A 25,289-nucleotide genomic window follows, 5' to 3' on the forward strand; every position below is an offset into this window, starting at 1 on the left:
TGAAGCTTTCTCCTACTGCGCGATCTCGGCGACGACGGTCGCCGGAGTTGCGGTTGCGTTGGTTCCGCCGACCGTGAAGCTGATCACGTCGCCGGGGTTGACCTCGTTGAGGGCGGTCGGCACCACCGTGTCCACGTCGCCCGCGGCCGAGCCGGCCTGGGTGATGGTGATAACGCCGGTGGTCACCGGAACGCCGTTGATGGCGCAGGTGATGGTGGCGTCGCCGGTGGTCAGGATGCCGTCGGTGACGCTGCGCAGCCGGGTGATGCGGCCCTTGACGGAAGCGATCGTCCTGGTGACGCCGGCGCCGACCAGCGTGGCGATGCGGGCGGCCAGCGGGATCATGACCTTTTCAGCGGCCGGGATGTCGATCCAGGTGCGGCCGTCGCTGATGCCGGCGACGGTGCCGACGAGCAGCCGGGCACCGGAGCCATCGAAGCTGAGCGTCTGATCGTCGACGGCGTAGACCGGCCGGCCGATGTCGACCTCGTCGGCGACGAAGATGAAGCCGAAGCAGCCGCGAAGCGCCTCGACGTTCAGGTCGCCGTCCGCACCGTCGCGGTTATCGACGTTGCCTTCGGCCAGGCCGACGATGGAAACCGCGTTGGCGGTGCCCGCCGGGACTGCCATGCCGGTTGCCAGGAGGGCAACGATCGACTTGCGGAAGATGCGGACACCCGACTTGGCCGGGTAGCCGAAGCGGTCGCCGGAGCGAGCCGGGATTTCGAGATCCTTGGACGCGACCATCAGACGGTTTCCTTGTTGAGCTTGAGGGTCTCGGCGAATTTCTTCGGATCGAGGCCCATGGCGTTGCAGACGGCGAGATCGCTATCCGAAAGCTCGGCGTTTTCGGCGTCCGGCTTCTTGGCCGTGCGGATCTGCGAGGCCGTCATCACCGGCGCGTTGCCGACGAAGGTGTCGAAAGCCTTGAGATCGGCCTTGGCGTAGCCGAGCGCCCAATCCTTCTGCGCCGGCGCGATCTTGCCGGCCTCGATCGCGCTGTTGACCGCCTCGGTCGCTTTGTCGGCGGTCAGATCCTCGCGCAGCTTCTTCAGATCGCCCTGCAAGTCGGTGACGATTGCGATCGGCACGAACTTGGTCGGATCGACCTTGCCGGCGATCGCCGACTGGACGGCCGTGACGATGTCGTCGGCCTTGGCGTCGGCAGTGAGGCCGGCGGCGGTGGCGAGGCGGGTGCGATCGGCGACGATGGAATTGATCGCCGTCAGGATCTCCGCCGGCTTGGCGGTTTCGGTCAGGCCAGCAGCCTTGGCAATTGCCGTGCTGCTGGTCAGATGGGCGTTGATGGCGGCGACAATGCCGTCTTCGGTCGTGCCCTTGGCGAGGCCAAGCGCAGTCAGGATCTTGTCCATGCTGTCTCCGGTGGGGTTGTCGAGAGGGAAGAGGGCACTCGCCGCGACCGCGACGAGATCGAGGTTCGGCGTGTTGGTCAGGCCGGCCATGCGGATGGCGAGCACCCGGCCGGTGGTCTTTTCGTGGAAGAAGACGGGCGACAGGTATCGGTACTCACTGGCCTTGATCGCGGTGGCCGCAGCCGCAGTCCATTCGACGCGGCCCCAAATGCCGTCGTCGCGTGCCTGCAGCTCCTTGATCCAGCCGGCGGCTTTCGCCGTTCCGCCGACACCCGGCACGGCGCCAAAGACGGCCTGGTGGTCATAGTCGATGACGAGGTCGGTCGAGCCGGCGTAGCGCTGTGTGTTGGCGACGATGGTTTCCATGGATGCCTTGTCGCCGGTCACCCACGGACCCTGGCCGGTGCGCCCGGAAAAAGTTCCGGCCGGCGTCAGCTGCACCCACGAACCATTCGCATCCGCCGGCGTCAGCGCCGTGGAATGCGAAGCGACCAGGGCGGCCGAAAGAAGTGCGGCAAGTGCGTTTTGCATCGCCGGACATTGGCCCGGCCGACGCCGTCAAATCATGCCCGCCGTGGCGGGCGGTGGTCGAAGCTTGGGGGATCGAACTGGCGGGACCGATCGTGACAGGTCCGCCGCCGAATTCGCAAGGCAACGGTAGCCGAGCGAGGGGCAACCGGCAAGGCTGCGTTACGATCACCTCGCGCAGGAGTCAGATAGCCCCTAAAATCGGTTTTGAACGGGTCTACAGCGGCAAACGGCGCTTCGCGCACCAGTGCCACGCCCCACGGGCCTCCTGTGCGGCTGTGCGGCGATCCTGTGGGGACGGTCAGGACGAAGGGAGAAGCCAGTCGGACGCCCCGGACTTTCGCGCCAGATCCTGCTCGACGACAGAGAGGTAGCCCGCCTTTCCGGGATTGTAAGCCCAGCCCGGATCGATGCCATCCGGAACGGTCGTGACCTCGCCGGTGCGGTTGTTGACGAACTTGCGTATCGTGCCGGACACCGGCTCGAACTTCAGGATCTCGCCCTCTCGCTGCAGCCGGTCGATGTCACGCTGCGAGAGGCTCTGCAGCGTGCAATGGCAGTTCCACCCGTTGGGGCATGCATGGGTGTTCCACCAGGGATGGTCGACCGGCAGCACCGTGTTGTGCCAGAGCGCATGAAGCGGGCGCGGGTGCTCCTGGCCTTCCAGATGGACATAGCGCAGGAACGGCCGTGTGGCCTTGTTGCGCTCGAACGACGACCAATGGCCGGCGGCATAGCTCACCCGCATGTTGACGTCGAAGATGGTTGTGAGCCGCCTGACGCTGCCGAGCTGCGACCAGCGGATTTCGCCGGAGAGCGGATCAAAGGCAGGCTGCTGACCCCACCAACCCTTTGTCTGAAGCAGCGGCGTCAGCTCGGCGCCGAACTGGGCAAAGGTCTTGCCCTGCGAAAGGGCGACCAGCAATGCCTGGTAGATGTCGCCCAGGATGTCGAAGCCGGCCGACTTCGCCACCGTGAAGCTGCGGGCATGCACGTCCTGCCAAGTGTCCAGCCAGGAGAATTCGGGATCGAGGCGCTGGCCGCGCGCAAACAGCGCCGCGATCGCATCGGCCGGCGGCAGTGGCTTCAGATCTGCGGTCACAGGCTCAACCGATCCTGCCCGACCACCATAGCGCCGCGAGCATCCAGATCACGATCATGGCGGCACTGTATGCCATGCCGTGCCCATTTCGGCGTTTGGAGTTGATGAAGAAGCCGAGCAGGGCGAGGAACGAACAGAGCGCGAAGAAATAGACCATCGGAGTTCCCTTCAGAGCGTGTCGTCAACTTGGCCTGCGAGCAGGGCTGCAAATGCCGATCGGGCGAGCAGCTCGGTCAACGCGGCGGCATCGAGCCCGGCAAAGCGCTTTGAAAGCAGCGCCTTCACATCGGCTACGGAGCTGGCGGCTGCGATCTCCGCGTCGAGACCGGCGACGATCGGCGAGACCAGCGGCTCCCAATCGGCCAGCATGGCGTCCGTCGAGCGCTCGATCGCATCGCGGGTGCCGGTGCCCGCGGTGGAGTGGACCGTCTGTTCGGTCTCGCCCGGTTTCAGTGGCGGGGGCGGGTTGTCATCAGGCGGGTCAGTTGGGGCCGGACCTTTCGGTGGCACGAGCAGTTCTTCGCCCTTGGCGGGGTCTGGAAGGCCGATACGGTCGCGCATCGTCGACATCCCGACCTTCAAGCCCAGGGGAACAAGTTTGGTCACATTGTCGACCAACGATTTGATGTCGACCTGCTCCGGCCGGCCGATCAAGATCCTTGGGTACTTTTTTTGCGGCCCGAAATTCAGATCGACCGTCGGCCGGGTGAGGTCACGGTTCAGCGTGGCTGCGATCTGGCGGCCGTCAGCTTTCTCGATATCCTCACGCACGCCGTCATGGGTTTTGCCGACTGCATAGCCGCCAGCGATTGCATCCGTTGTTCCCGTCTGTCCGAGCACCACCTTGGACGTCTGCTGGTCGAGCCAGTCGGCGCGCTCCTTATAGAGCCCATGCGACCCCGAAATGTCGGCCTTGATGAACTCGACTGCCATCGACGCGGGGACTATGGCGGCATAGTCGACGCCGATGTTGCTCACCGCATCGAGCAGGATTTGCTTGTCCTTCTCGGACGCGCCGGCGTCATATTTTCCCAGGCGGAGCGGCTGGCCATAGGCTTCGCAGAAGATTGCCCAATCCTTGATGGTGAAGCTCTTGAACAGGAAGGTCCAGGCGACGGCACGCGCGATGCCGCCCCGGATCGGCAGGCCGGATTTAACCTTCGCCGAGTGATAGATCCACTGGTAGGGATTCAGCGGCACATTCTGGCCGCCGTCGCGCAGCAATGGCGTTTCCCCATCAATCTGGTCAAAGACGAACCAGCGCGGGTCGCGCCACGCCAGTCGCTTCGGCCGCCACTGTCCTTCGGACGTGTCCCAAATGATCTCGGTACAGGAGAAGCCCTTTCCGACCGCGTCGAGAATATCGAACAGCTCGTCCTCGAAGCCGTCGCGCTCGATGACTTCACGCACCAGGTCGGCATGCTCGACACTGGCGGCATCCTCGCCGGCCGCTTCAACGGTGATCTCTAGGCCGGAAACCTGCCGCTTGCGCACGCCAAGCACGCCGGCATAGTGTGGATCGCGCTCCTCCATATCTTCAGCCAGGGCGAGGTAGCTCTCGGGATCGTTGTCGATCGACGCCCGCAAGATACCGGCCAGCCGGCCGGGGGTGAGGCCAGCCGCCGGGTGAAGAGCATCGTGGCGCCGAACGCCGCTGCCAGTCGGAGCCGCCTGCTCGACCTTCAGGGCGGCTTTGGCGATCGGGCGGCCGTAGCGGTCGACGATCCCTTTGAATTCTTCAGCCATCAGAAAATCCCACGGTTGCGGCGGGCGGATGCCATACGGAAGCTGCCCTCGATGTCATCGGACCGGTTCCGCCACGCGCCCTCCGAACTTTCTTCAAAGCGGCTCTTGGCGATCGCTGCCGGCTGATAGGCATATTCGTGCCACTGCATGCGGCTGGCGAAATACGCCAGGACGAGTGCGACCGCGAAATCGCCGTGCCGCTTGGCGCCGGCCATGCCGACCCGCTCCGGCGGGATCGACGGTATGCCGCGGATGATCTTGACCAGGCGAAGATCCACCGCATGCTCGGCGTCCCTGGTCAGCGCGATGTTGGCGTCTTCAAAGGCGGTTTTAAGCGGCGGGAAATTCTCGTTGTACCAGTTCTGGCTGAGCGTCACCGACCAGACCAGGCCGCCGGGTGTCTCCTCGGTGTGCAGGCCGAACGCCCGGCCGAGATCCTCGGCAAGGTTCATGCCGACGCCGGTCGCGTCCACTGCTGCCCCGCAGAGCCGCGGCGCCCGCTTCAGCATCAGGGTGGCGATTTCCTTCTGCTCCTGGAACGGCACGTTGCGCAGCTCGACAGTCAGGGCCGACTGGCGGCGAAGCACCTTGTCGATCGACAGCAGCGACATGATCGCCGGGTCGGCCTTTCGGGCCGGGTCATAGCCGAAGGCGTGCTGGCGGTTTTCGTCGAGACCGTCGAGGGCTTCCTTAATCGCGTCCAGGTGCGGCGCCATGAGGTGCCGGCGCTGCAGCTCGGGCCGATGCAGGAAGTCGAGCGGCAGATCGATGCGGATGATCGGCGCCTCTTCCGGCGTCAGCGTCATGCGCGCTTCGATCAGCGGGCTGGTCAGCCAGGCGCCCGAGCCCATCGAAGGAACGCAGAAAAGCTCTTCGTCGGCGCCGTCACCATAGAAGTCGATGATGTCCTGGCGCCATTGCGCCTCGGCTTCCGGCGACCACTCGCGGCTGGTGACGAGGCAGATGCGCTCGTAAAGCCCTTCCAGCAGCGCCTGGTCGAAATCGATCTTGAGATGGCTGTACTTCGATCGGCCGCCTAGGATGTCCTGGACCTGGACGTTGAATTCATTGTCGGCACCGTTGTGGGTCGAGCAGACCACGACCTGGCCGCCCCACATCAAATTGGCCAGCGCCGCCTTCAGCAGCTCCTTCAGGCTGTCGACGAACGCCGCCTCGTCGATGATGACCAGACCCTGTTTTCCGCGAAGAGTGCGCGGCGCCGAGGACAATGCCAGGATCTCGAAGCCGGATGCGAACTGGATACGGAAGGCCTTGATTTGCCGGGTTTCGTCCGGATGGGCGGGGTCCGTGTCATCAAATAGGAATTCTTCCTGGGCGACAGCAGCATGCGCGAATGCCCGCGCCCACATGGCGCAGGCGTCGATGAACTCGCGCGTCATCTCCTGCGAATAAGAAATGTACATGGCGTCCATGCCGCCGGCATCCTTGGCCCGGCCGGCGCGCAGCACGGCATAGGAGGCCAGTGCCCAGGTCTCGCCGATACGGCGGCTCTTCTCGATGAACAACACCCTTACAGCGGTGCTTTCGAGCAGCGAGACCGTGCGGCCCTGATAGCCGAGTAGCACCTTCGGCAGGCCGACGCTTTCGATGACATGGTTCAGGTTCGCCATGCTCTCGCGGCGAACCTTCTCCCATTCCTGTTTGGAGATAGGGCCGGTCATATTCCGGCGGCCCTTTCGATCGCCGCCCGCTTGCACCGATCCCAGGCGCGGCCGCAAAGCCGATGGAGCTTCACCGCCTGGAGTCGCGGCGGCGATCCGGGCGGATAGGTCCAGAACCCATTATCCCCGTACAAGCGACGATAGCGTCGATAGAGCTTGGATTTGCGCCGCCGCAGGTGAACGGAAATCGCGATCCAGTGAGGCCCGCAGATCCACTCACGGCAATCGGCCTTGCGCGTTCGCCGGCAGAACGGAACCAGGCAATGCAATCGGACTGACATCAGTTCGCCCTCACACCACGGTCTCCGGCCAAATGATGGTCACCGCTCCATGGATTGTTCGGCGCGCTATGACCTGGTCGAGTATTTCCCCATCAGGCAGCACGACATTCGCCAGGAGCGGCAGCCCGTTTTCGCCGAGCACTTCGACCCGGACGTATCCATACCCATCGGTGCCGGAAAACGCCTCACAGATGTTCCGATCGCAGACCTTGCCATCAAGGATGACGATCGGCAGCGTCTTCGATCGGTTGCGCCAGAAATCGACATCGTTGCGATTGCCGGAAACCCGCGTGGCGCGCCGAGCCGGGAGTGTGACGGTGATCATGCGCCAGTCGCCTTCTCAAAGGCCTTGGCCACCTTATGAATGCAGGCGTCTAGCCGGCGGATGTATTCGTCGACACCGATCCATGCCGGCAGGTTGCGCCGCTTTTCAGCGGCCTGCATCTCCAGGCGCAGAGCGTTGTTGAGGCATGCTGCCTCGTCGGTCGATAGCTCCAGGCGGATCGTGTTGCTCAATGCAGGCCTCCTGCAGACTTGTCCGACCACGCGAAGTTGAAGGTGTGCACCAGAAGTTCGGCATTCGCCGGATGATTGTCTCCGGTCGTTCCGCCGATCGCGATGCCGTTGCCGTCGAAGATGACCGTCGTCGTGCCGCTGTCGCCCGGCGCGGTCGACAGCGGCAACGCGATTTTCGCGACCTTCTTGCGGTCGTTCATGTCGAGCCGATCCCGTCATAGACTTCCTCAACCGTCGCCAGGGCCGAGCGGAGCTGCCGGAGATAGGCGTCGGTCATTTCCTTGTCGCCCGGCGCGACGGGATAGCCCACAACGGTCAAGCGCCGTTCGACGTTGGCGATCTCATGCACAAGCAGGCCGCGCAAACAGCCGAAGTCGAAGGCCGAAAAGGTGACTGAGATTGCCGGATGCGTCATGATGCCCTCACGCCCAAGATTTTCGCCTTGATCGCCTCGGCCGTCTCGGCCGACATGCCCTTGGCCTTGGCGACGGTGTCGACGGCCTTCTCGACATCGGCCTTGAACTCCTTCGCCACCTTGGTGCGCCGGTCGCTGGAAACGCTCTGCGCCTGCGTCGCCATCTTCAGTGCCGTGGCCAGCTGCATCGCGCCGATCGGCGCCAGCCCGCTCTCGCCGGCATCGGTCAAAAGCTCGAACACCAGCGTCTTGATCGCCTCGGCCGCGATCAGCGTCAGATCGTCCGAGCTTTGCGCGTCGAACCGCTTGGAGATGGTGGCAGCGATCTCGCGGGTGTCCTCCAGCCGCCGCGTCATCGTCGCCAGCTTGATCGAAAAGCGGTTGAACGCGGAAAAGGACGGGATGACGAATTCCAGCTCGCCCTTGTGCTCGGCCTGCAGGGCCTGCATCTTCAGGAAGAACTCTTCGTAGATCTCCGTCTGGGTGCGTTCGCGGTCCTGCAGGGCGGTGGCCGCCCAGGTGATGATCGGGCCGCACTCCTCGGGCAGTCGCTCGATCGCCGAAAGCTGGCCACGGCCTTTGCGCGCCATGTCAGGCCTCCGGCGAGGGTCGGGCCACGCCTTCGATGATCGCGCGGCGTTCCACATGGTCGACGCCGCTGCGGGTGATAGCCGCGACCATGACGCTGCCGGCCTCGGTCAGCTTCACCGCGCCCAGTTCGGCGAGCTTGCGCAGCTGCGTACGGACCCATTCACGCGAGCGGTTGTGGCCGAACGTGTCGAGGGTTTTGGTCAGCAGCACTTCGTTAAGGCGTCCGTCCGTCTGCCGGTTCAGCTCGCGCAGGACGATCAGCCGGGCGTCATAGGTCAGGTAGGCGTCGAAATCGGTCATTCGCTCTTCGATCCTGATAGCAAGAAGTTCTCCATGCGGTGGACGGTGCGGGCGATGCCATTGACCACCTCGGCCTGCTTGCCGGCATCACCCTTGATCTCGGACACGGCGAGCCGCAGATCCATGAACGCCGTCGCATCCGGCAGATGCTTCATTTCGCTTTCGATCGACTGGATGCGAGCGCCGTGGCCGTCCAGCGTCTTCTCCAGCTCGGCATAGCGTTCGCCGGTCTCTTTCTTGTGCGTCGACAGATCGGTGGCCGTCTTCTTGGCGCCGGACGTCACCAAGGTGAACACCGTCGTTCCCAGCGACAGGATCGTCGAGATGGCGACCAGCCAGGGCATCAAGGGCGTAATGTCCATCAGGCACGTTTCCTGTTCTGTCGTTCAATGAAGGTTTCGCAGTCGATGCACCTGGTGCAGTTCGGGACCGCGTCACGCCGGGCATCGGGTATACGCTCGCCGCAGTCGCAGAACGGCGAGCTAGTCACCTCGACGGCGGCGTATTGCCCCCGGATCGCCGCCTGGATGCGTGCGACGCCGGCCGCGCATTCCTGCTCGACGCGCCGCTCGGCCAAGTCGATGGCTGCGTTGCCGGCCGTCATTTCGGTTCCCTCGCAGCCTTGCGCTCGTCATACCAGCCGGCGCACGCGTCGGTCTGGGCATTCGCATTGCCCAAGGCGATATCGGCCTTCTTGTTCGCAACGCCGAGCTTGTCGCCGAGCTTCACGCCGCTCCGGTGATGGCGGCGGCATTCCGGGGGATAGTCGGGCATGCGCCGCGCTTCGGTGACCGCGCGATTGGCTTGCGTCAACGCGTCGGTGACGACGCGGGCCGCCGCCTTGTCGGCATAGGCTTTGCCGAGGGCAGCCTTATCGGTTGTGCAAGCTGTCAAGCAGCTGCTGATCAACAAGGCCATCAACGCGGGCCTGAAGCACGGCGAGGTCATCTTCCGCTTTCCTTTTTTCGGCGTCGGTCAGTGTGAGCGTGGTTTCGAGGTGGACGCGGGCGGCCCGCTCATCAGTCGCAATCTTACTGGCCTCGTCGGCCTTGCCGTCGCTCCAGGCGCGCAGCCGGCGCTGTTCGACCAGCTCGGCATTGAGCGCGTCGAGCCTCGCACTAGTCACGAGTTCCGTCACGGCCTTGTCGACCGCCTGGCGCACGGCCGAGGCTTTGTCGAACCAAAGCCAGATACCCGCGGCGAGAAAGAGCCACACCGGTAGCGTGATGCCGAACGTCAGCACCGGTAGCACCCATCTTTTCAAGAAGAGGCCAATAGCTGCGCCGGTCATTGCGCCAACCACCACCACAGCAGCGCCACGCCCACCAGGACGAACACCGTCGCGGTCCCCGATGCCGAGCCCACGAAGCTGGACCAGAAGATGCGCGGATCGATCATTGTACGTTCCCCTGGCTGAACGGCTCGGCCGGCTCGCCGCCGTCTGTCACTGACAAAGGTGTGGTGGACTGCCCGGACACGATAGCGCGGACGATCTGCCTCAGGTCCAAGTGGCCGATGCCCATGTAGGCTCCGCTCACCGCCAGGATCAGGCCGATCGCCGTCGCGGCAACGTAAGCCGCCTGGGCATAGACGATCGAGGCAAACACCGCCGCCCAGGCCAAGGCGCAATTGACGATGACCAGTCCCTTCGAGAAACGGCGGCTCTTCTGAACAAGCGGCATCAGAGCTTCGCCTTCACCTCGGCCCGGAAGCGGTCGCCGCATTCGCGCGCCGTATCGAAAGCGGGATCGAACGGCAGCTTGGCGATGTCCCATTTGCCGCGCTGCTGGATGCCGAGATTGGCTTGCACCTCAGCATGCGAAAGCACTGTCTTCGGCCCTACGGGGATCGTATAGCGGCGGCAAAGTTCGGCGACGATCGTTGAGGCGACATCCCACTGAGCCTTCGTGAGCGGCTGCGACCCCGCCTTAAACGGCCGCTCGATCGCGCCGGCCATCGCGCACATCGAGACGCCGATCGAGCCGGTGTTGCAGTTCAGCGTATGCCCGGCATAACCGGCCTTGGCCTTGGGAAGCGAGTTGAGGTCGATCGACGGAATGCCACGGATCAGCTTGCCGTCCCCCTCGATCAACAGGTGATAGTGCTCGCGGTCGAAATCCGTCGCCTTGTGGCTACCGGCCGTCCAGTGGAGGATGACGCGCTGGATGGTCGCATTGGGCAGCCAGCCGCTTGGGATGATCATTGAGTGTCCGCCTGTGAAATCGGCCGGGAGAGCCCCGGCCATTTCGCAACACCATGCCTTCGGCGGCAGGCGGCAATCATGCCCGCTTAGGCGGGCGGCAAATCAGTTGCTGGAAAAGAGGTCGGTCTGGCGCGGATCTCGGCTGCCCTTGACGGGCTTGTCCGGCATGCGCCGAAAGAGCTTGTCCACGCCGGTCTCGGTTATCCCGAGCCGCCCCGCGATCTCGCCGTTCGAGGCGCCGTTGGCACGATACTGCCGTGCGCGAAGCTCGCGGGCAAGAGGCACACGGATATACGACCCGGAATAGCGGCGGGCAAGCTTCTGGGCGGCCGCAGCGCCCAGGCTCCTGACAAGGGCTGTGTCGTCGCCGGACGCCGGCACGTAGAGACGGCGTCCGCCATAGGTTTCCGCGAGGCGCACGAAGTCCGCCAGGCCTATCAGGCTGAGCAGCTCAGCGGATCGCAGTTCGTCGCTCACGCCACCTCCAGCCGTAGATTGCGCATGGTGGTGGTCAGCGTCTCGCGGTTCGGCCCGTGCCAAATCAGGCAGAGCGTGTAGAGGCCGTTGCGGCAGCGATAGAGGGCCGAATGATTGGTCAGCGTCCAGTCGCAGCCCTTGGCGGCCGCGAGTGCATTGGCGGCCAGCTCCGACGCGGCGAAGGCCTCGATCTTGGCGAAGTCGATCTTAACGCGACTGGTGAAACGTCTGCGCGTGCTCATGCAGGCTCCCATTGAATGAGGACGCCCTCGAACAGGCCGGCCCCATGCTCGGCCTGCCAGAAAGCGCCCATATTCCAACGCGCCGACCCTGGCTCGCCAATGCGCTTCAGCCGCCAGTCGCCGACATGCTCGATGCCGAAGCCATCAGCCGCGGCGAAGGCCTCGATCTCGTCGCGATGCAGCGAGCGGCCATCGATGACGATCGAGCCGATGAATTCATCCAGGAGCGGCGTGGTGACGATCGCGATCGGGCGCACGCGCACGCAAATCGGATCGGGGTCGACCAGCTTGACGCAGTTGCGGGTGCGCATGCCCTGATAGAGCTGTACCGGCTCGCCCGACCGGGCATGCCGCTTGCGATCGGCGCGCACGGTATGTCGCTTGATCAGGCTGGACACCTGAGGGCCAAACATGGCCTTGAAGCTATAGGCGACCATCAGCGCACCTTCCTGATCTGTTCGCCGAGCGCGTTCATGACAGCCGGCCAGTCGCGATCGGTCATCTGGTCGAGCGGCTTCGCTGTGTCCCAAACGAACTGACGGAAGCCCTTGGGGTCGACCGCCTTGGCGACCGAGAGTAGCTGCCACTGTGCGAGTGCAATCTTTGCACCTGAAGGCCGCAGCCATTCCGGCGTGTTGACGGACAGGCTCCAGTCGACGCCGGCCTCCCGCGTCATCCAGGCTTTCAGCGCGTCGATCGCCTTGGCCGAGTCTTCGGCATCGAGGAGGAACCGGGTGTGCTCGATGCCGGTCTGCCGCTTTACGAACGACAGCATGGCGGCATCGTGCCGATCGCGGACGATGCCGAGGTTCCAGGCGGCGATCCAGAGCGCCTGCAGCTTCTTGGCGAACGGCCCTTGAAGGCCCTTTTCAGCGGGCTTGAAACCCTGCCGGCGCTGCTCGGTGACAACGAGCCGCAGCTCGCGGTCATTCATCTGGCGCAGACTGCGCTTGCCAGTGACGCGCTCATAGAGATCACGCGCAGTGTCCTCGTCGAGGCCGAGCTGCTTGTTGGCGACATGGATGGCGGCGAGCGGGGTCATGACGCGACCCCGCAGCCATCACGGGTCGGAAACGTGTAGGGATTGAGGGTTTCGCCAGGATCCAGCGCCAGCTTGGCGCCGGCCCGCGTCATGCGGAAAAAGTCATCGCCGCCGGTGAGGAGCGAGCCGCTCCGTCTCGTAGCGTGGCCGGCCTCGACCATGGCCAGCCAGTGCGGATGGTCGGTGCTTCGTTCGCCCGTCACGAAATAGTTGCGGAAGGTTTCCTTGTGCCGTCCGTCGAGACCGAGGGCATGGCGGGCGAGGTCGCGCTGTACCGGCGTCATGAGCCCCTCCCCACAAACGAGACGGCGCTAAACGGGACACGCGCCGATTTTCTGAGGAGGATCATGTCCAGGACGGGGTCCAGCCCCGCGAAACTGACCGTCACTTCGCCCGATCTCGGATGGAGCTTCTTGATGACCGCAGGAAACCGCACCTCGGCCGCGCAGATCTCGACCATATCGCCCGGCTCTGCCGGGTATTCCTCATCGGTTCCATGAAAGAGTTGCATCGCCTTAGCCTCCCCATCCTGAAATGAACTTTTCCAGTGCACCCGCCAACTGGTTGCGGTCGCCGTCTGGATCGGGCTCATCGGAAATGATCTCGGCTGCCAGCTTGGCCGCGTCGCAAAGCTTCTCCAGCGGCTCGACGTCAGGATGGAATTCCGAGTTCAGCCATTCGCCCTCGCGAGCGTATCGAAGCAACTCGGCGACGGCTTCGCTGGCCTGGCTGGCTGCAGCAAGCGCCAATGCCTGCTTTTTACTGAGCTGGGTCTCCATGTCTCAGCCCTCCCGCGCTTCGATCGGAACCGGGCCGCTGCCATGCGGGTTGAAGCCGTCTTGGGCTGCGATCTTCTTGCGGGCGGCCGTGCGCCAGTTCGTCAGGGCGCCGGTTGTCCCGCTGGTCGAGCTGGCGCGGAGGCCCGCCATCTTGACCGAATGTTCACCGGCTGGACGTGGGTTGAATCTTGCGCCTTCCTCGTTCGTGAAGAATTCAATCAGCTTGGCCTCAGCCATGTCGTGCCGGGCGCGCCATGCCGAATATTCGGCGTGCCCGAATTCGCCGGTTTCGGCCTTGGCGACCGCCAGCTTCTCATCGAGCAGCGCGACGAGGCGCTCAAGGGTTTCGATCCAGAGCGTCATGGCCGTCACGCCTTCGCCAGATCGATCGTGACCGCCCGCCAGTCGGCATCGAGACGGTCGCGTTCGTAGCAGCGGACATAGATCTTTGACCCAACCACCCGCATGGCGTCGCGGATGGCCGCCATGGCCCGCTGCCAGCGCTCGTCGGCGATGTCGAGCCGCAGCAGCATGAAGATCGCGGCGCGGTTGATCTGCCCTTCCTTGTCCGTGTTGAAGGCGCGCGTCACGATCGCGCGGATCTCCGGGCGGCTGTCGGCTGACCATTCCGTCAGGCACTCGTCGATCAGACTCTTGGCGATCTGCAACTGAGCGCCGAAGTCGATCGTGTCGGCTACCTGTACCTTGACCATCTTCATGCCGTCGAAAGTCATGAAGGTCTTGTTGCCCTTGGCGCCGCCTTTGGTCGCGCCGTACTCCTGGGCGAGCAGCGCTTCGAACGCGCCGAGGTCGTTGAACGTGTGTTCCTTAAAACGGCCGATCTGCGCGGAAAGATCAGTGGCATAGCCGAGGATCGTGCGAACCGTTTCGTCTTCGAGCATCTCGGACGGCTTGATCATTTCGACTGGCACGAGATTGCCCTTGGCGTCGGGCATGTACTGTTTATCGCCGACCAGGACCTTTCCAGTCGGTCGGGTTTCAGTAGCTGCTTGCATGGTCATTCTCCTGGTTGGTGGTGGTGGGGATTTGCTGTGCGGATGGCTGCCATGAGGCGATTGACGCGCTCGGCTTGGGCCTTCACGGCATGGTGTCTCGCGTCATCGAGGTCGCTAAACATCCAGACCGCTCGCGCCAGCAGATCGGCCTCAAGCGCGATGGCCCATAGGCCTTCGGTGGCCTTCGCCAGCGCATAGACTTCCGCCGCGGTTGCCCTTGGCGCGTTCCGCTCGGGATTGGAAATGATGCGACCGCAAAGCTCGATCATGTCGAGCTTGGCAACCGCGGCTAAAAGTGCCTCACTTGCGGACATTGCTGTGCCTTTCCAGAACGGTCCTCAGGCGCTTGGCCGAGCGTTCAAGCGCCTTGCGGGCCGGTATCTCGCCCGGCCCGAACTTCGCCTGCTCCAGCCGGTCGACGGCCGCGCCGACCTCTCGGCAAGCCGCCATGACCGCCCGATCGCGCGCAGGCGGCTTCGGCTTCGGCATCGAGGCGGTGATATCGGCCGCGACGATTTCCATGACGCGACCCATCAGCCGGACAGCAAGCGCGTTGGCCTCAGTGGGCGGGACCGTCATCGTCATGCTGCGCCTCCCGATCGGCCATCCGAAAACGGCCGTGGGATGACCGGAAACAGACACACATTCGATCCGGGCCGGAACACCGCCTCGGCGATGCGATCGGCCTCGGCTTCGCGTTCTTCGCGCGCCTGCTCATTCCAGATCTTGCAGCTCAACCGGTTCTCAATGTCGCGGGCCTTCCCGCGAAGTTCCTTGATGCAGTCGCAGAGGACACGGGCGTCTTCCGGATCGAGGATCCGGGGCTCGTGCTGGTAGTCGGAAATCAGGTCGTAGAGTTCGGCTAGGCCGTCCGACAGTTCGAGGGACATTCTTTCGCCCATGGCTATTTTCTCCTTTGGGGGCAGATTTCAAATGCGTGGCAGAGGTGCACCGTGGCGTTGCGGGAGACGTCCCTATTCATGATCGTCCCCGGCGTTACGCCGCGCATGCTCGCAGCCCGACCGGCAGGCGCGATACATTGTCATGCGGTGCGACGACGTGGCGGCGAATGGCTTCTTCTGCCATTCCAGGCACCGGTTCCGCCCGATCTCGCCGAGAACCGGGCAGCCGACCGTTTCGGCCATCAGCGCGCCGCGCACCATCTGTTCGACGCGGCCGAGATCGCCACGGTATTTTCCGGCAAGGATGCTCGACACCGCCGAGCGGCTGTAGCCAACGCGGCGCTCAGCCCCGGCCAGGCCCTCCCGATCGGCGAATGTCGCCAGTTCGACCAGCCAGTCCTGCGGGGTGCCGAAGGTCGCGTTCACCTTCTCGACAAACGTTGGCCCTGCCGGCCGTGAGTGTTTCGCTGGCCCCCGGTTCATGCCAACTCCTCCGTAGCGATGACATCGCCGGCGATGCGCGCCATGTTCTGGTCGAACACGATCTTCGCCCGCAGGACCATCGGAGGTAGCGGCCCGGTGTTGCGCGCCGGGCGAAGGCGCCAGGTCGCCGGTCTGCCGGGGCCGCCGCGGTCGATCTGGTGCAGGTAGCTCCCCTTGATCTCCTGGATGAAGCTTTTGGCTGTGTTGGCGGCAATCGGCACATCCTCGGTCGAGGCCAGCACCGTCAGGTCCAGATATGTAAAGCCGGAGCGCCCGGCCGCGCCGCGCATGATGTTCCACATCTGCTGGCGCGCCGACTTCGGGCGCTCGATCGTACCGTCGCGCGAAACGCGCGGCGTCTGTTCTGGGCTGCGCAGCAGCCTGTACTGGTGTTCCAGGCGTCCGTTCGCGGAACGGCCCATATCCACGCGTTCCACAAAGCCCGCCAGCATCAGCCGGCGAAGAAATGTGGTCACCGCGCCGAAATGCGGTTCCTGCGAAACAGAAACAACCTGGCTGGCGCTGAAGCGGCGATCCTCGGCGCCGAGCGTGCGGATGACGCGCCAGACATGCTCTTGCCCGCGCAGCACCGGCTCTGCCTTGGTGACGGTGAGTTTCAGGACCAGAGCCATCAGGCGGCCCTCTGGCGGCGCGTAGGCAGCGCTCCGGTCACGATGCGGCCGCGATAGCTTGAGAGGTCGATGCCGGCCGAGCCAGTGTTCACCGCCCAGGTGTTTGCCGCCTGCAGCGTCGAAACAATGCGCCGCGCCCGGCCTCCGGTCTCGCGCACGAATGCCGCCAGAAGATCATCGGCTATGTCCACGCGCGGCACGTAGAGGCGGGCCAGCGCGCGGGCGTCATCGAGATCGCATGGCTGGGCGAGCACCCGCTCCAGCACGAGATTGTCAGCGTTTTCGAAGGCCGACAGTTTTTTTGGCAAATCTTCTTCGCCGACCAGCAACATGGGCGCATGCGCCAGCTTGTTGATCTGGCGGATCAGCTCGACCATGGAGCGGTCGACGGCCGTGTGCGCCTCGTCGATGATGATCAGACGCGGATCGTCGCCGAGCCGCTCTACGATCTCGTCCATCATGTCGGAGAGAGATCCGCGCGGCTTGGGCACGCCCAGTTCGATCAGCAGGCTGGCGCAGAATTTCTTGCGCGTCCAGCTGTCGAACACCTCGATCATGATGGCGCCGGTCGTGTTGCGGCAATAGTCGGCCGCCATGGTCTTGCCGTAGCCGGAGAACCCCGAGAACATGCCGACGTTGGGAACGTGGGGCGGAGCGGTGATCAGCGCCTCGACCAGCGCGCGGCAGGCAGCGACGTTCTTGATCGGCGCGATGGTGCCGGAAGGGTTGACGCGGAGAAGATTTGAAGTCATTCGTTGGTTCCTCGTTACGTTTTCAGCCCCGGTTTCGACCGGGGTTTTTCTTTGTCGATCACATGCTCATGACGCCGCCAAAGTCGTCGTACATGGCCTTCAGCCCCCTGAATTCAGGACCGGCCTCGTAGCCGCCCAGCCAGAGCAGTTCCTGATCGGAGAAGCGCTCGCCGGCATCCATTCGCGTGCGCATGTCGAGCGCGCGGCGGAAGCGCTGTTGCGGCGTTTCCTCGGTGCGCAGCATCGTCACGCCGGGTGGCGGCGCGGCCTGTTGGGCTTGAAGCTCGGCGTGGATCTCCGCCGCGCGGCCGGACAGCTTGGTTTCGGGAGGACGTGTCCGGCTCTCCATCGCCGCGATCGCCGCCGCGATCTGCGGTGTCTCGTGAACCTCCTCGCGCTTCGGCAATGGAATGACGTTCGTCGCGTCACGCCGGGCGACCTCCAGCAGCCCGTCCATCAACGGGCCGCCGCGTTCGATCCGTTTCATCTCAGCCCGGATCGGCGCGGTCTTTTCCTCGTGATAAGCCCTGGCGGCGGCCTTGCGCTCGGCGGCGACCTGGTGCGGGTTGCGGCCGGATAGCTCCGGACAAATCGCATCGCCCAGATACTCCCCGCCATCGGGCGTGAACGCGTACACGCGGCCGAGATCCTCGGTATCCATCCGCACCAGTACTTCGGTACCGGGCAGGATCCTCTCCGGCATGTAGTGGTAGTAATTGATCTCGATGCCCTTCTTGCCGACGAGGCGGCGGCCGTCTCGACCCGCGACAGGCATCAGGAGGAGATCGAGCGCGCGTTCGTCGACCGTGCGAATGGGCCGAAGCGAGGCGAGTGCGGCCTCGAACGGCGTGCGTCTGCGCAAGTCCTTGCGCCTGCGCAGACCTGCATGGGGCCGGTTCTGGTAGGAGACCTCTGCCCATTCGTCGACGTAGAGCTGCAGCTGCGCCGCAGTGAGGGTAACTCCGAAGGTCTCGGCGTCGCTCTCGCCCAGCCGAATGGCAAAGGCCTTCTTGCTTTCGATCGCCTTACGGTCGGTCACGTTATGGCCGATAAAGCCTGGAAGATGGGGGCCGACCTTGTGTTGGAACGTCCTTATGCCGCGTTCGACGTGTCCCTTTTCCTGCGGCGTATAGGCATGGGATTTCTCGACCTCGATGCCGAGCGAGGCAAAAAGCCGCTCGGTGTCGCGCGCCACGAAATCGGACCCGTTATCGGTCTTGACGAGGTCTGGAACGCCCCAGGCGATGATGGCCTTGCGGATCAGCAGCGCCACGGCCGAGGCGCGAGGCGTCCTGCTGACGTGAAAGATCATGCGCCTGGTCGCGATATCGATGCAGGCATAGATTGAGTGGCGGCCGTCGATGCAGAGCGCGTCGACCGGCGAAGCATCGATCTGCCACATCTGGTTCGGCTCGGTGATGTGGCGCAGCATGCCAACGCCAGCCGGCGCCATTGTCGACCGATACAGATCAGGGTTGGTGAGCTTTAGCAGCTCGACTTTGTAGCGGACCTTCAGATGCTTGAGCCCATGCTGGAAAGTCCGCACTGGCGGCATCGGAATGACCGTTTCAACGCCCTTTGAAACGACCGTCAAGAAATCGCCGAACTCAAACCTGCACTGCACACGGATGTCGTCGGCGCACAAATGTGACCGGTGCGCTATCAGGCCGAGAATGTAAGCTTTGACGGCTCCGCCATTTGCCGTTTCCAGAGCGCCGGTGCCCGCCCGCGATTTGGCCGGATCGTGACCGAGCGAATTGGTTTTTCCTGCCCGTTTCGTCGCCTGCCAGCGAGCAAGAGAGCGCTTTGAGATGGTCGGGATCGTTTCGCGGACGAACGCCGAGACCTCGATCATGCCGACATTGTACCGGTCGCAGAACACTTGAACCCTGGTCGCGTAGCCAAGCTGCAGGCCCCGGCTGAATCTCTCGAAGGCCGCGACAATCGCCAGCCGCGCGTCGCGTTCTTCTTGCGCCCTGGCCGAGACGGTGTGGTCGGGGGTCGTAGGTGACATGGCATCGGCGACGGGCTCGACCACCATGTGTTTCTGCGAGTATGCCACCTGGGCGAGGACGGGAAACGCACTGTAATGCACTTCGCTACCGCCGCCACCGACGCTACCGGCCCGAGGGCGGACCAGTGCGGTTCCATTTAGCTCCTGGCGCTCAAGCCAGAGTTGCACGCCCCGTTCCGTCTCCGGCATGTCGGGCAGCTGCTCGGCTGCGATCTCGCGGGCGGTCAGCCACTCTTTCATGCTGACACCTGCGGAAAGCCGTCATGAGTGCGGCCGTCGAGTAGCCGGCCGGCATCGCCCTTCTTCATCCGAAGCAGGGTGCTGCCGTCGCTTTGATGTTCGAAGGCATGTCCGATAAACTTGGCGAGCCAGGCGGCGTCGCCGAAATTCAGGGGAAACGGCGGCTGCCAAACCTGACCGTCGCGCATGATCCATGCGGTGCCCGCCTTTGTCGCTTCGGCGATGCGGGCGGCGACCTGGTCTACATCGATCAGGCAACCCCACTGCTTGAAGAGATAGGGTATGGCGTTCGCGGCGCAGAAATCCCGCGTAGCACGGTGCCAGTCGGCGTGATGCACACGGGCGCTTTTGCCGTCGCTGTCGCTTTCGCCACCGGACACCATCCAGTTGAGAAACTCCCAACCGGTCCAGTCGACCGGGCCTAGCGCGGGCTCATAGCTGACCCATGTCATCCAGCCGGCCCCCGAGAGCTGGCGCATGCTGTTGCGGCGCTCGTCGGCGCGGGCCTGGTCCTCGATCGAGCAGCCGAGCCAAATATTCGACGATGGGAGGGTGATCGCTCCGAAGCGTGGGAGGGGCGAAGGCGCGGCGATAGCGAAACGCTTCACGGTCTCCCGGAACGGCTCCGCCTCAAGGCGGGCGAGGTAATCCAACATGCGTTCAGGCCGCTTGGTCAGGACCTGAAAAACGTGTCGCGGTGACATCGCCATGATCGCGAACACGCGGTCGATCCATTCATCCGGCACCGCCTCGTAGAACAGGTCGGCATGCGCGCAGACGAAGATCATGCGCGGCTTGGTCCAGTGCAGCGGCTCGGTCAGCCATGCCTCATTGAAGCGGACTTCGCCGGTCCAGACCGGGCCGTTCTTGCTGTCGACGGTCAGGCCTTGGCGGCTCGGATGATGCTTCAGGCGGGTGCCGGCAAGCTTCATCGCGTAGCAGAACTTGCAGCCCGGCGACTTGACCTGGCAGCCGGTGATCGGGTTCCAGGTGGCGTCCGTCCATTCGATGTGGGTGCCGTCAGCCATTCGCATGCGCCTGTTGGTTGGCGCCCGCTGCCTGGGGGGATTGGCAGCGGGCGCTGGCCGTGGCGGCTTGGGAGATCGCCTCGGCGGATTGAATCGCGCGGACGGCCTCCTGGGTGTAGCCGTGCAGCTGGTCGCGCATGTGTTGCTTGGTGTCGGCGTCGTCGCAGCGCATCATCTTGATCTGCCAGCGGACCAGCCATTGCGCCTGCTTTGGCGGCAGCGCGATGTAGTGGTCGGGGCAGAAGATGCCCGTGGCGTCGTTGGGGCATTCCGGCATGGCGCAGCGATGCGGTGTCATGACCAGATACCTGCGCGCAGGACATGCTTGCGGACGCGGCGGCGAAAGACGGCGCCGGCAGCAATGCGGGCGCCCTGCTGGCGCGTGAAAAATACATGCAGGCCGTAGAGGAATGCGCCGTAGAGCGCGGCGCCGCAGAGGGCGGTCGCGAGGAAGCTCATTGGCCGAGCCTCCAGGCAATGACAGCGGCCGAAATGCCTGCGCTGCCGAAGGTGGCAAAGCCGAGAAATGCCGCTACGGCCAGAAGCGAGAGGCAGTCCTGGGCGAGGTCAAGAAGTACGCGTTTCATGCGAAAGCCTTTCATCGTTTTGCCTTCCACTCTGCGTCAGCCGCCTGTTCTTCACGCTCTGCGCGGTCCTTGATCTCGCGAGCTTTTTCGCGACGCATCAGCGCTTCGTATTTTTGCGGGACGACGATCAGCCCCGAGTGTTCGAGAAGGACGTTGAGGGCACGGGCATCGCCGGTCACCTCGATCAGCGCGGCCAGCCGCACCGCAGAAATCGAATGCTGCTCACGCGCCTGGCTGGCGTAACCATCCAGTGTGGCCTTCGAGACAGTCGCCTTGAGCAGCGCCGACATCGCCGCAGCGATTTCGTCGCGTGTCATGCCGGCTTCATCCATTGTCAGCGCCACGGCCTTGGAGAGCCGGGCTTCTGGGGACCAGGCCTGCACCGCAGTTGCATCAAACCGCTCGACAACCGGTTCCGGGTGATAATCCCGGAACAGGTCCACGGTGAGCTGGTCGCGGCGACGGCTCATCAGGCGGGCTGCGCTTTGCTGTTCAGCCAGCGCTGGATGGCAGCTTCGTGCAGGTCGAAGAACCGATCTTGTTCGCCGGCTTTCATCTTCGAGAAGTCCTGGGCGAGCTTCTGCCACTTCGGCTCAGGGCGCGGCTTGGGCGAACGGTCAAGGATGGCGATGGCGTCGGCCACGGAGCCAGCTTGTGGGGGCTCGCTGGTCAGCAGCGCGGCGATATCGGCTTGACGGGCCGGCTGTTCGGCAGCCAACGCCAATAGTTCAGACTGATTGTCGGCGATGGCATGGAGGGCGATCTGGTCGCGGACAGCGGCACCGATCGACGCGATCTTTACCGTGTAGAAGATGCTGGCACGCGACAGACGGAAGGCCTTTTGCGCTGCTTCCGAGAAACTGAGTCCAAACTTTGTACTCAGTTCTTCAGGGTCGGCGTCTTTGCGACGGCGCCCGCCTTTGTTGAGCAGATGGGTCGCCTCGTAGACCTCGCGCCATCTAGCGATATCGACGGCACGGTCGAGCACACTCAACTCGCGTCGAGCAAGGTTCTCGGTGATCTCGGCCAGCATGATGTCTGACTCCGAGGCGAAGTCCTCGGGGCTCTTGACGATGGCGGCGATGGTGCCGGCTTCGATCAGCTTGGCGGCAGCTAGCCGGTGATGCCCGAACACCAATCGAAAGCGATCTCCGGTCGCGATGACCTCGATCGGCGTTTTCTGGCCTTGCGTCCGGAACAGGTCAGCCAGCGTCTCGACCCATGCCGGGTCGAGCTTCCGGCGGCCGGCAGTGACGTCCACCAGTGCAATGTCAATGGCAGAAATGACGACGGGCTTTGACAGATCGGCCATCAAATCAGCCCTCCAATGTCAAAAACAGCGCTGCGATTTGCTCTGGTGACGCGGCACTTTTCGGGATTAGGTCGATGGGCAATGCGGTTCCGGGCCGCGAGGCAACGCAGCCCGGAACCTACCGAAACCTCACAACGAACCTGAGAGGCACCGATGGATGGTCGTACCGAGCACATGCCGGCATGGATGGCCGAGCATGCCGACAACACGCAGCAATTGGTCTTTGGCCAACTGGTCACATACTTGGAAGAAATCGTGCCCAGCTTCTCCGGCGCAGAGCTTCGGCGACGGGTCGAGGACATGCTTGAGGCTGCCGGGAAAAAAGCCGAGCGAAACGTGGTGACGAGCTGGATGGAGCGCGAGGAGAAGGAGATCATTTCGACGATGATCCCGCGCTCGATCCACGACTGATGCTCTGATAGGTCCGAGTCGCCTCTTTTCGAGCCGCTACCGCTGCCCGGGCGTTGGAGTGGAACTCGCGACGCTCTTCAGGCGACAGGCTGTCGACGTGTTCGAGGACGTCTAGCCGGTTTGAATTCAACTGTCCGCTGCTCATGCCGCGTTCCTCACGGCGCGCGCGGAATTCGGACTCGCAACCGTGGCGTCCCATTTGCTAGAGAGGATGGTGGCGGTCCGTTTGGGATAGCGGTCTTCGAAGAGCTCCTCGGCGGGTATGTCGAGAAACTCGGCGATGGCGGCCTCAGCCTTCTGGTTGGGGCGGTTCCAGACGTGCCGGACTGAATGAGGGCTGATGCCGGAAATCTCCGCCAGCTTCGCCAGGGTCATGCCCCTGCTGCGCAGCTCGGCGAGGATCAGGTGCCGGTTCCACTTCTTTCTGGCCATTGGATTTCCTGACTTGAGGCGGACTGTTGGAGCAGGCCGCCTTTTGTTGATCGACGCAGTACAAAGATGGCCCGGCAAATCGGGCCGCGAATAAGGCATAACCCCAATTGGGGGTCGCATCAACCCCTTATCGGGGTCGATCAGGAGACTTTTTATTAAGATGGAAGTCGAACTCGACGATGAGTTGCTTCAGAGAATCCGGGACGCGATCCTTGCAGCCGGCGGGGCTCCCGTCGTTTCGGCGAAGTCAGGCGTGCCTAAGAAAACGCTCGAAAAATACATCGCAAAACGATCGATGCCGTCTTTTGCGATAGCGGCGAGGATCGCTGAAGCCGTTGGGCTGTCGCTGGACGAGTTAGCGGGTCAAAGGCCGACGCCGGCGCCGGTCGATTCGAATCTAATGGAGAAGCTGGCGCGCCTGGTCTCTGCGGTCTACCGCGATGCCGGTCTGAAGTTGCCTGGCGAACGCGCGACGCTTGAAGCGGCAGTGCTCTACAATGAGTTGGCTTCCCGCATCACCGATATGTCCGACCCGGAGGAGGTCGAGGCGATCCTTCCGCAACTGCGGTATCAGCTCAAGAAGCGTCTGTCCGAAGCCGTCGCTGAACCAGGGACTGGTAAACGTTCGGCTTGATGATCGTAAAAATGTGGATTTTGGTCTCATATTGCCCGATGGGCGTGGCGTTATTGACCTAACGTCACCTGTCGGTTGATCCAGGGCCGGTTTGAGTCTCGCATGGTTATTTCTTTATGGAGATTAATGCCTGCATTGTTGAGGTCTGCCGCCTACCGATCTATCGGCAAGCACTGCCCATTAAAGGCGGCAACTCGGATGCTGCTTTCCTCAGTTCGGACCACGATCCCGTAACGCTTTGATATTGTTGGATGTGGTGGTCCGAACTCGTTTCGGACCATGACCGCCGCGATTTTCGTTGAAGAATGCCGGTTTTCTGCCGCTTTGCGGGTTGGTTTGATGCCACGCGAAGTTGCGCGGGCATGCTGGTTTTGGCCAGTTGGTGCCAAGTGAAGTTGCGCGGCCGCTTTCTGGCCACCGGGCTTTCTGGCCCCGCCTGTTACCGCCCAAGGCCTTGTTTTCCGGGCTTCTCGCGGCTGTTCCCGGCGATTATCACCTTTTCCCAGGATTAGGCGGCTGATGCCATCTGATCTTGCGCGTTACAGAAAGGCAGGTTTACCCAGAGCGGGCCTACTGCTTCGGCACCAAGCGTCAGATTTTGACCACTAGCCGCTCTGACTTGGAATTGATTCAGGAAAGCAGATGGTGGGCGATGCAGGGATTGAACCTGCGACCCCACCCGTGTGAAGGGTGTGCTCTCCCGCTGAGCTAATCGCCCGCTCGTTGCCCGAAGGCCAAGCGCGCCGCGATATAAGGGAGGCCGGCCTGCGAAGTCAACCACTTGTCGGTCGGCATCTGCGGCCGCCTGAGGTCCGGCTTCAGCCTTCTGCCGCGGCCATCAGCCCTTGGACCAGATCAAGCGTCAGCGAATCGAAATGCGAGATCACCGCCGACGGTTCGAACTCTCGCACATGGCGGTCGGTGTAGCCGAAATCGACTGCCACCACCGGAATGCCGGCGGCCTTTGCCGTGTCGATGTCGGTCTGCGAATCACCGACCATCAGCGCACGATGCGGGTCGCCGCCGGCGCGCGCGATGGTCTGCGTGAGATGGCGCGGGTCGGGCTTGCGGAACGGAAAACTGTCCTGGCCGCAGATCGCCGCGAAATGCCTGGTCATGCCGAGCGCCTCGATCAGCGCCACCGAATTGGCCTCGTATTTATTGGTGCAGATGGCCAGCAGGTAGCCGGCCGCCTCGAACCGCGCGATCGCCCCGGGGACGCCGGGATAGGGGCGCGATTTGCCGGGGATGTTAACGGTGTAATGGTCCAGAAACAGCTTGAGCAGGCGATCGTGCTCCTCCACTGCCAGCGACCTGTGCTGCGCTGCGTGGGCGCGCTCGATCATCACCCGGCCGCCATGGCCAACGAAGCGCCTGAAGCCGGCTTCGTCGACGGCCGCGAGCTGGCTGGCGGCAAGGCTGTGGTTGAGACTGTCGAGCAGGTCCGGCGCCGTGTCGATCAGCGTCCCGTCGAGGTCGAACACGATGATCGGTCGGGTCATGGCCTGTCCTGTGACGATTTGATTGCCGGCAGGCGATAACCGCTGCGGCCCGTTCAGGCAAGCCGGC

At 63.6% G+C, this 25,289-nt stretch carries 44 protein-coding genes and 1 tRNA gene; 2 read left to right on the forward strand and 43 right to left on the reverse strand.

What is annotated here, in order from left to right:
• Positions 1-12 precede the first annotated feature (12 nt).
• The 40 genes from NKI29_RS02695 to NKI29_RS02890 form a co-directional block, all read right to left on the reverse strand.
• A complete protein-coding gene (locus NKI29_RS02695) occupies positions 13-747 on the reverse strand; it encodes a hypothetical protein (protein WP_352795490.1) in 735 nt (244 codons plus the stop codon).
• Complete coding sequence (locus NKI29_RS02700) at positions 747-1,904, reverse strand: phage protease (RefSeq protein ID WP_352795491.1); 1,158 nt, start codon at positions 1,902-1,904, stop codon at positions 747-749. The genes NKI29_RS02695 and NKI29_RS02700 overlap by 1 nt, the downstream gene beginning before the upstream one ends.
• A 298-nt stretch (positions 1,905-2,202) precedes the next feature.
• Positions 2,203-3,003 carry a phage head morphogenesis protein gene (locus tag NKI29_RS02705; RefSeq protein ID WP_352795492.1) on the reverse strand — a complete coding sequence of 267 codons (801 nt, stop codon included), beginning with the start codon at positions 3,001-3,003 and terminating at the stop codon, positions 2,203-2,205.
• Positions 3,004-3,007: 4 nt separating this feature from the next.
• On the reverse strand, positions 3,008-3,160 hold the full coding sequence (locus NKI29_RS02710; RefSeq protein ID WP_352453352.1) for a hypothetical protein: 153 nt from the start codon (positions 3,158-3,160) through the stop codon (positions 3,008-3,010).
• Between the two features lie 11 nt (positions 3,161-3,171).
• Positions 3,172-4,749 (reverse strand): DUF935 domain-containing protein, encoded by a 1,578-nt coding sequence (locus tag NKI29_RS02715; protein WP_352795493.1) that lies wholly within the window; start codon positions 4,747-4,749, stop codon positions 3,172-3,174.
• Positions 4,749-6,380: a terminase large subunit domain-containing protein gene (locus NKI29_RS02720; protein WP_352795494.1), complete on the reverse strand. Its 1,632-nt coding sequence runs from the start codon at positions 6,378-6,380 to the stop codon at positions 4,749-4,751. Before NKI29_RS02720 ends, NKI29_RS02715 begins: the two co-directional genes overlap by 1 nt.
• Positions 6,381-6,722: 342 nt before the next feature.
• Positions 6,723-7,037 carry a hypothetical protein gene (locus NKI29_RS02725; protein WP_352516675.1) on the reverse strand — a complete coding sequence of 105 codons (315 nt, stop codon included), beginning with the start codon at positions 7,035-7,037 and terminating at the stop codon, positions 6,723-6,725.
• Positions 7,034-7,228 carry a hypothetical protein gene (locus NKI29_RS02730; protein WP_352516676.1) on the reverse strand — a complete coding sequence of 65 codons (195 nt, stop codon included), beginning with the start codon at positions 7,226-7,228 and terminating at the stop codon, positions 7,034-7,036. Before NKI29_RS02730 ends, NKI29_RS02725 begins: the two co-directional genes overlap by 4 nt.
• On the reverse strand, positions 7,225-7,428 hold the full coding sequence (locus tag NKI29_RS02735; protein WP_352795496.1) for a hypothetical protein: 204 nt from the start codon (positions 7,426-7,428) through the stop codon (positions 7,225-7,227). The genes NKI29_RS02730 and NKI29_RS02735 overlap by 4 nt, the downstream gene beginning before the upstream one ends.
• Entirely contained in the window at positions 7,425-7,643 is a 219-nt protein-coding gene (locus tag NKI29_RS02740; RefSeq protein WP_352546912.1) for a hypothetical protein, read from the reverse strand. The genes NKI29_RS02735 and NKI29_RS02740 overlap by 4 nt, the downstream gene beginning before the upstream one ends.
• Positions 7,640-8,233 (reverse strand): DUF3486 family protein, encoded by a 594-nt coding sequence (locus NKI29_RS02745; protein ID WP_352795497.1) that lies wholly within the window; start codon positions 8,231-8,233, stop codon positions 7,640-7,642. The genes NKI29_RS02740 and NKI29_RS02745 overlap by 4 nt, the downstream gene beginning before the upstream one ends.
• 1 nt (position 8,234) lies before the next feature.
• The gene (locus tag NKI29_RS02750; RefSeq protein WP_352795498.1) at positions 8,235-8,534 is read right to left on the reverse strand and encodes a VpaChn25_0724 family phage protein; all 300 of its coding nucleotides are present in this window, start codon (positions 8,532-8,534) and stop codon (positions 8,235-8,237) included.
• Complete coding sequence (locus NKI29_RS02755; RefSeq protein ID WP_292672623.1) at positions 8,531-8,896, reverse strand: DUF2730 family protein; 366 nt, start codon at positions 8,894-8,896, stop codon at positions 8,531-8,533. The genes NKI29_RS02750 and NKI29_RS02755 overlap by 4 nt, the downstream gene beginning before the upstream one ends.
• Positions 8,896-9,138, reverse strand: coding sequence for a TraR/DksA C4-type zinc finger protein (locus NKI29_RS02760; RefSeq protein ID WP_352571301.1), 243 nt, complete (start codon positions 9,136-9,138; stop codon positions 8,896-8,898). Before NKI29_RS02760 ends, NKI29_RS02755 begins: the two co-directional genes overlap by 1 nt.
• A complete protein-coding gene (locus NKI29_RS02765) occupies positions 9,135-9,428 on the reverse strand; it encodes a hypothetical protein (protein WP_352795499.1) in 294 nt (97 codons plus the stop codon). Before NKI29_RS02765 ends, NKI29_RS02760 begins: the two co-directional genes overlap by 4 nt.
• Positions 9,406-9,825 (reverse strand): hypothetical protein, encoded by a 420-nt coding sequence (locus NKI29_RS02770; protein ID WP_352795500.1) that lies wholly within the window; start codon positions 9,823-9,825, stop codon positions 9,406-9,408. The genes NKI29_RS02765 and NKI29_RS02770 overlap by 23 nt, the downstream gene beginning before the upstream one ends.
• A gap of 103 nt (positions 9,826-9,928) precedes the next feature.
• Positions 9,929-10,216: a hypothetical protein gene (locus tag NKI29_RS02775; protein ID WP_352795501.1), complete on the reverse strand. Its 288-nt coding sequence runs from the start codon at positions 10,214-10,216 to the stop codon at positions 9,929-9,931.
• Positions 10,216-10,737 carry a peptidoglycan recognition protein family protein gene (locus tag NKI29_RS02780; RefSeq protein WP_352795502.1) on the reverse strand — a complete coding sequence of 174 codons (522 nt, stop codon included), beginning with the start codon at positions 10,735-10,737 and terminating at the stop codon, positions 10,216-10,218. Before NKI29_RS02780 ends, NKI29_RS02775 begins: the two co-directional genes overlap by 1 nt.
• A gap of 102 nt (positions 10,738-10,839) precedes the next feature.
• Entirely contained in the window at positions 10,840-11,214 is a 375-nt protein-coding gene (locus tag NKI29_RS02785; RefSeq protein WP_352516687.1) for a hypothetical protein, read from the reverse strand.
• Positions 11,211-11,456: a hypothetical protein gene (locus NKI29_RS02790; RefSeq protein ID WP_352795503.1), complete on the reverse strand. Its 246-nt coding sequence runs from the start codon at positions 11,454-11,456 to the stop codon at positions 11,211-11,213. The genes NKI29_RS02785 and NKI29_RS02790 overlap by 4 nt, the downstream gene beginning before the upstream one ends.
• Positions 11,453-11,893 carry an ASCH domain-containing protein gene (locus NKI29_RS02795; RefSeq protein ID WP_352795505.1) on the reverse strand — a complete coding sequence of 147 codons (441 nt, stop codon included), beginning with the start codon at positions 11,891-11,893 and terminating at the stop codon, positions 11,453-11,455. Before NKI29_RS02795 ends, NKI29_RS02790 begins: the two co-directional genes overlap by 4 nt.
• The gene (locus NKI29_RS02800) at positions 11,893-12,498 is read right to left on the reverse strand and encodes a regulatory protein GemA (RefSeq protein ID WP_352795507.1); all 606 of its coding nucleotides are present in this window, start codon (positions 12,496-12,498) and stop codon (positions 11,893-11,895) included. Before NKI29_RS02800 ends, NKI29_RS02795 begins: the two co-directional genes overlap by 1 nt.
• The gene (locus NKI29_RS02805) at positions 12,495-12,782 is read right to left on the reverse strand and encodes a hypothetical protein (RefSeq protein WP_352795508.1); all 288 of its coding nucleotides are present in this window, start codon (positions 12,780-12,782) and stop codon (positions 12,495-12,497) included. Before NKI29_RS02805 ends, NKI29_RS02800 begins: the two co-directional genes overlap by 4 nt.
• A complete protein-coding gene (locus NKI29_RS02810; protein WP_352795510.1) occupies positions 12,779-13,009 on the reverse strand; it encodes a hypothetical protein in 231 nt (76 codons plus the stop codon). Before NKI29_RS02810 ends, NKI29_RS02805 begins: the two co-directional genes overlap by 4 nt.
• Positions 13,010-13,013: 4 nt before the next feature.
• Entirely contained in the window at positions 13,014-13,277 is a 264-nt protein-coding gene (locus NKI29_RS02815; RefSeq protein WP_352795512.1) for a hypothetical protein, read from the reverse strand.
• A gap of 3 nt (positions 13,278-13,280) precedes the next feature.
• On the reverse strand, positions 13,281-13,649 hold the full coding sequence (locus tag NKI29_RS02820) for a hypothetical protein (protein ID WP_352795514.1): 369 nt from the start codon (positions 13,647-13,649) through the stop codon (positions 13,281-13,283).
• Positions 13,646-14,293 (reverse strand): DUF3164 family protein, encoded by a 648-nt coding sequence (locus NKI29_RS02825; protein WP_352795515.1) that lies wholly within the window; start codon positions 14,291-14,293, stop codon positions 13,646-13,648. The genes NKI29_RS02820 and NKI29_RS02825 overlap by 4 nt, the downstream gene beginning before the upstream one ends.
• Positions 14,294-14,295: 2 nt before the next feature.
• The gene (locus NKI29_RS02830) at positions 14,296-14,607 is read right to left on the reverse strand and encodes a hypothetical protein (protein WP_352795517.1); all 312 of its coding nucleotides are present in this window, start codon (positions 14,605-14,607) and stop codon (positions 14,296-14,298) included.
• Positions 14,594-14,878, reverse strand: coding sequence for a hypothetical protein (locus NKI29_RS02835; protein ID WP_352795518.1), 285 nt, complete (start codon positions 14,876-14,878; stop codon positions 14,594-14,596). Before NKI29_RS02835 ends, NKI29_RS02830 begins: the two co-directional genes overlap by 14 nt.
• Complete coding sequence (locus NKI29_RS02840) at positions 14,875-15,195, reverse strand: hypothetical protein (RefSeq protein ID WP_352795520.1); 321 nt, start codon at positions 15,193-15,195, stop codon at positions 14,875-14,877. Before NKI29_RS02840 ends, NKI29_RS02835 begins: the two co-directional genes overlap by 4 nt.
• A gap of 72 nt (positions 15,196-15,267) precedes the next feature.
• Positions 15,268-15,678 (reverse strand): transcriptional regulator, encoded by a 411-nt coding sequence (locus NKI29_RS02845; RefSeq protein ID WP_352795522.1) that lies wholly within the window; start codon positions 15,676-15,678, stop codon positions 15,268-15,270.
• The gene (locus tag NKI29_RS02850; protein ID WP_352795524.1) at positions 15,675-16,310 is read right to left on the reverse strand and encodes a hypothetical protein; all 636 of its coding nucleotides are present in this window, start codon (positions 16,308-16,310) and stop codon (positions 15,675-15,677) included. The genes NKI29_RS02845 and NKI29_RS02850 overlap by 4 nt, the downstream gene beginning before the upstream one ends.
• Complete coding sequence (locus NKI29_RS02855) at positions 16,310-17,062, reverse strand: AAA family ATPase (protein ID WP_352795526.1); 753 nt, start codon at positions 17,060-17,062, stop codon at positions 16,310-16,312. Before NKI29_RS02855 ends, NKI29_RS02850 begins: the two co-directional genes overlap by 1 nt.
• 58 nt (positions 17,063-17,120) lie before the next feature.
• The gene (locus NKI29_RS02860; protein ID WP_352795528.1) at positions 17,121-19,316 is read right to left on the reverse strand and encodes a TnsB C-terminal domain-containing protein; all 2,196 of its coding nucleotides are present in this window, start codon (positions 19,314-19,316) and stop codon (positions 17,121-17,123) included.
• Positions 19,313-20,350, reverse strand: coding sequence for a DUF5131 family protein (locus tag NKI29_RS02865; RefSeq protein WP_352795530.1), 1,038 nt, complete (start codon positions 20,348-20,350; stop codon positions 19,313-19,315). The genes NKI29_RS02860 and NKI29_RS02865 overlap by 4 nt, the downstream gene beginning before the upstream one ends.
• Entirely contained in the window at positions 20,337-20,642 is a 306-nt protein-coding gene (locus tag NKI29_RS02870) for a hypothetical protein (protein ID WP_352795531.1), read from the reverse strand. Before NKI29_RS02870 ends, NKI29_RS02865 begins: the two co-directional genes overlap by 14 nt.
• The gene (locus NKI29_RS02875; RefSeq protein ID WP_352795533.1) at positions 20,639-20,803 is read right to left on the reverse strand and encodes a hypothetical protein; all 165 of its coding nucleotides are present in this window, start codon (positions 20,801-20,803) and stop codon (positions 20,639-20,641) included. The genes NKI29_RS02870 and NKI29_RS02875 overlap by 4 nt, the downstream gene beginning before the upstream one ends.
• Positions 20,800-20,931, reverse strand: a complete 132-nt coding sequence (locus tag NKI29_RS02880; protein WP_352795535.1) for a hypothetical protein — start codon at positions 20,929-20,931, stop codon at positions 20,800-20,802. The genes NKI29_RS02875 and NKI29_RS02880 overlap by 4 nt, the downstream gene beginning before the upstream one ends.
• A gap of 11 nt (positions 20,932-20,942) precedes the next feature.
• The gene (locus NKI29_RS02885; RefSeq protein ID WP_352795537.1) at positions 20,943-21,401 is read right to left on the reverse strand and encodes a hypothetical protein; all 459 of its coding nucleotides are present in this window, start codon (positions 21,399-21,401) and stop codon (positions 20,943-20,945) included.
• Positions 21,401-22,243: a ParB/RepB/Spo0J family partition protein gene (locus NKI29_RS02890; protein ID WP_352795539.1), complete on the reverse strand. Its 843-nt coding sequence runs from the start codon at positions 22,241-22,243 to the stop codon at positions 21,401-21,403. The genes NKI29_RS02885 and NKI29_RS02890 overlap by 1 nt, the downstream gene beginning before the upstream one ends.
• Before the next feature lie 153 nt (positions 22,244-22,396).
• Between NKI29_RS02890 and NKI29_RS02895 the strand changes: the two genes are divergently transcribed.
• Positions 22,397-22,654 carry a hypothetical protein gene (locus NKI29_RS02895; RefSeq protein ID WP_352795540.1) on the forward strand — a complete coding sequence of 86 codons (258 nt, stop codon included), beginning with the start codon at positions 22,397-22,399 and terminating at the stop codon, positions 22,652-22,654.
• A gap of 141 nt (positions 22,655-22,795) precedes the next feature.
• Here NKI29_RS02895 and NKI29_RS02900 read toward each other — a convergent pair whose 3' ends face one another.
• Positions 22,796-23,086, reverse strand: a complete 291-nt coding sequence (locus tag NKI29_RS02900) for a helix-turn-helix domain-containing protein (protein ID WP_352795541.1) — start codon at positions 23,084-23,086, stop codon at positions 22,796-22,798.
• Between the two features lie 160 nt (positions 23,087-23,246).
• On the opposite strand from NKI29_RS02900, the gene NKI29_RS02905 reads away from it, so the two are divergent.
• The gene (locus NKI29_RS02905) at positions 23,247-23,720 is read left to right on the forward strand and encodes a helix-turn-helix domain-containing protein (RefSeq protein ID WP_352795542.1); all 474 of its coding nucleotides are present in this window, start codon (positions 23,247-23,249) and stop codon (positions 23,718-23,720) included.
• Between the two features lie 643 nt (positions 23,721-24,363).
• Here the strand turns inward: NKI29_RS02905 and NKI29_RS02910 are convergent.
• Positions 24,364-24,438, reverse strand: a tRNA-Val gene (locus tag NKI29_RS02910).
• A 100-nt stretch (positions 24,439-24,538) separates the two neighbouring features.
• Positions 24,539-25,222: a phosphoglycolate phosphatase gene (locus tag NKI29_RS02915; RefSeq protein WP_352568636.1), complete on the reverse strand. Its 684-nt coding sequence runs from the start codon at positions 25,220-25,222 to the stop codon at positions 24,539-24,541.
• Positions 25,223-25,289 lie beyond the last annotated feature (67 nt).

Origin of the sequence: Mesorhizobium sp. M0678 (assembly GCF_040320505.1) — a bacterium.
Classification (GTDB): domain Bacteria; phylum Pseudomonadota; class Alphaproteobacteria; order Rhizobiales; family Rhizobiaceae; genus Mesorhizobium.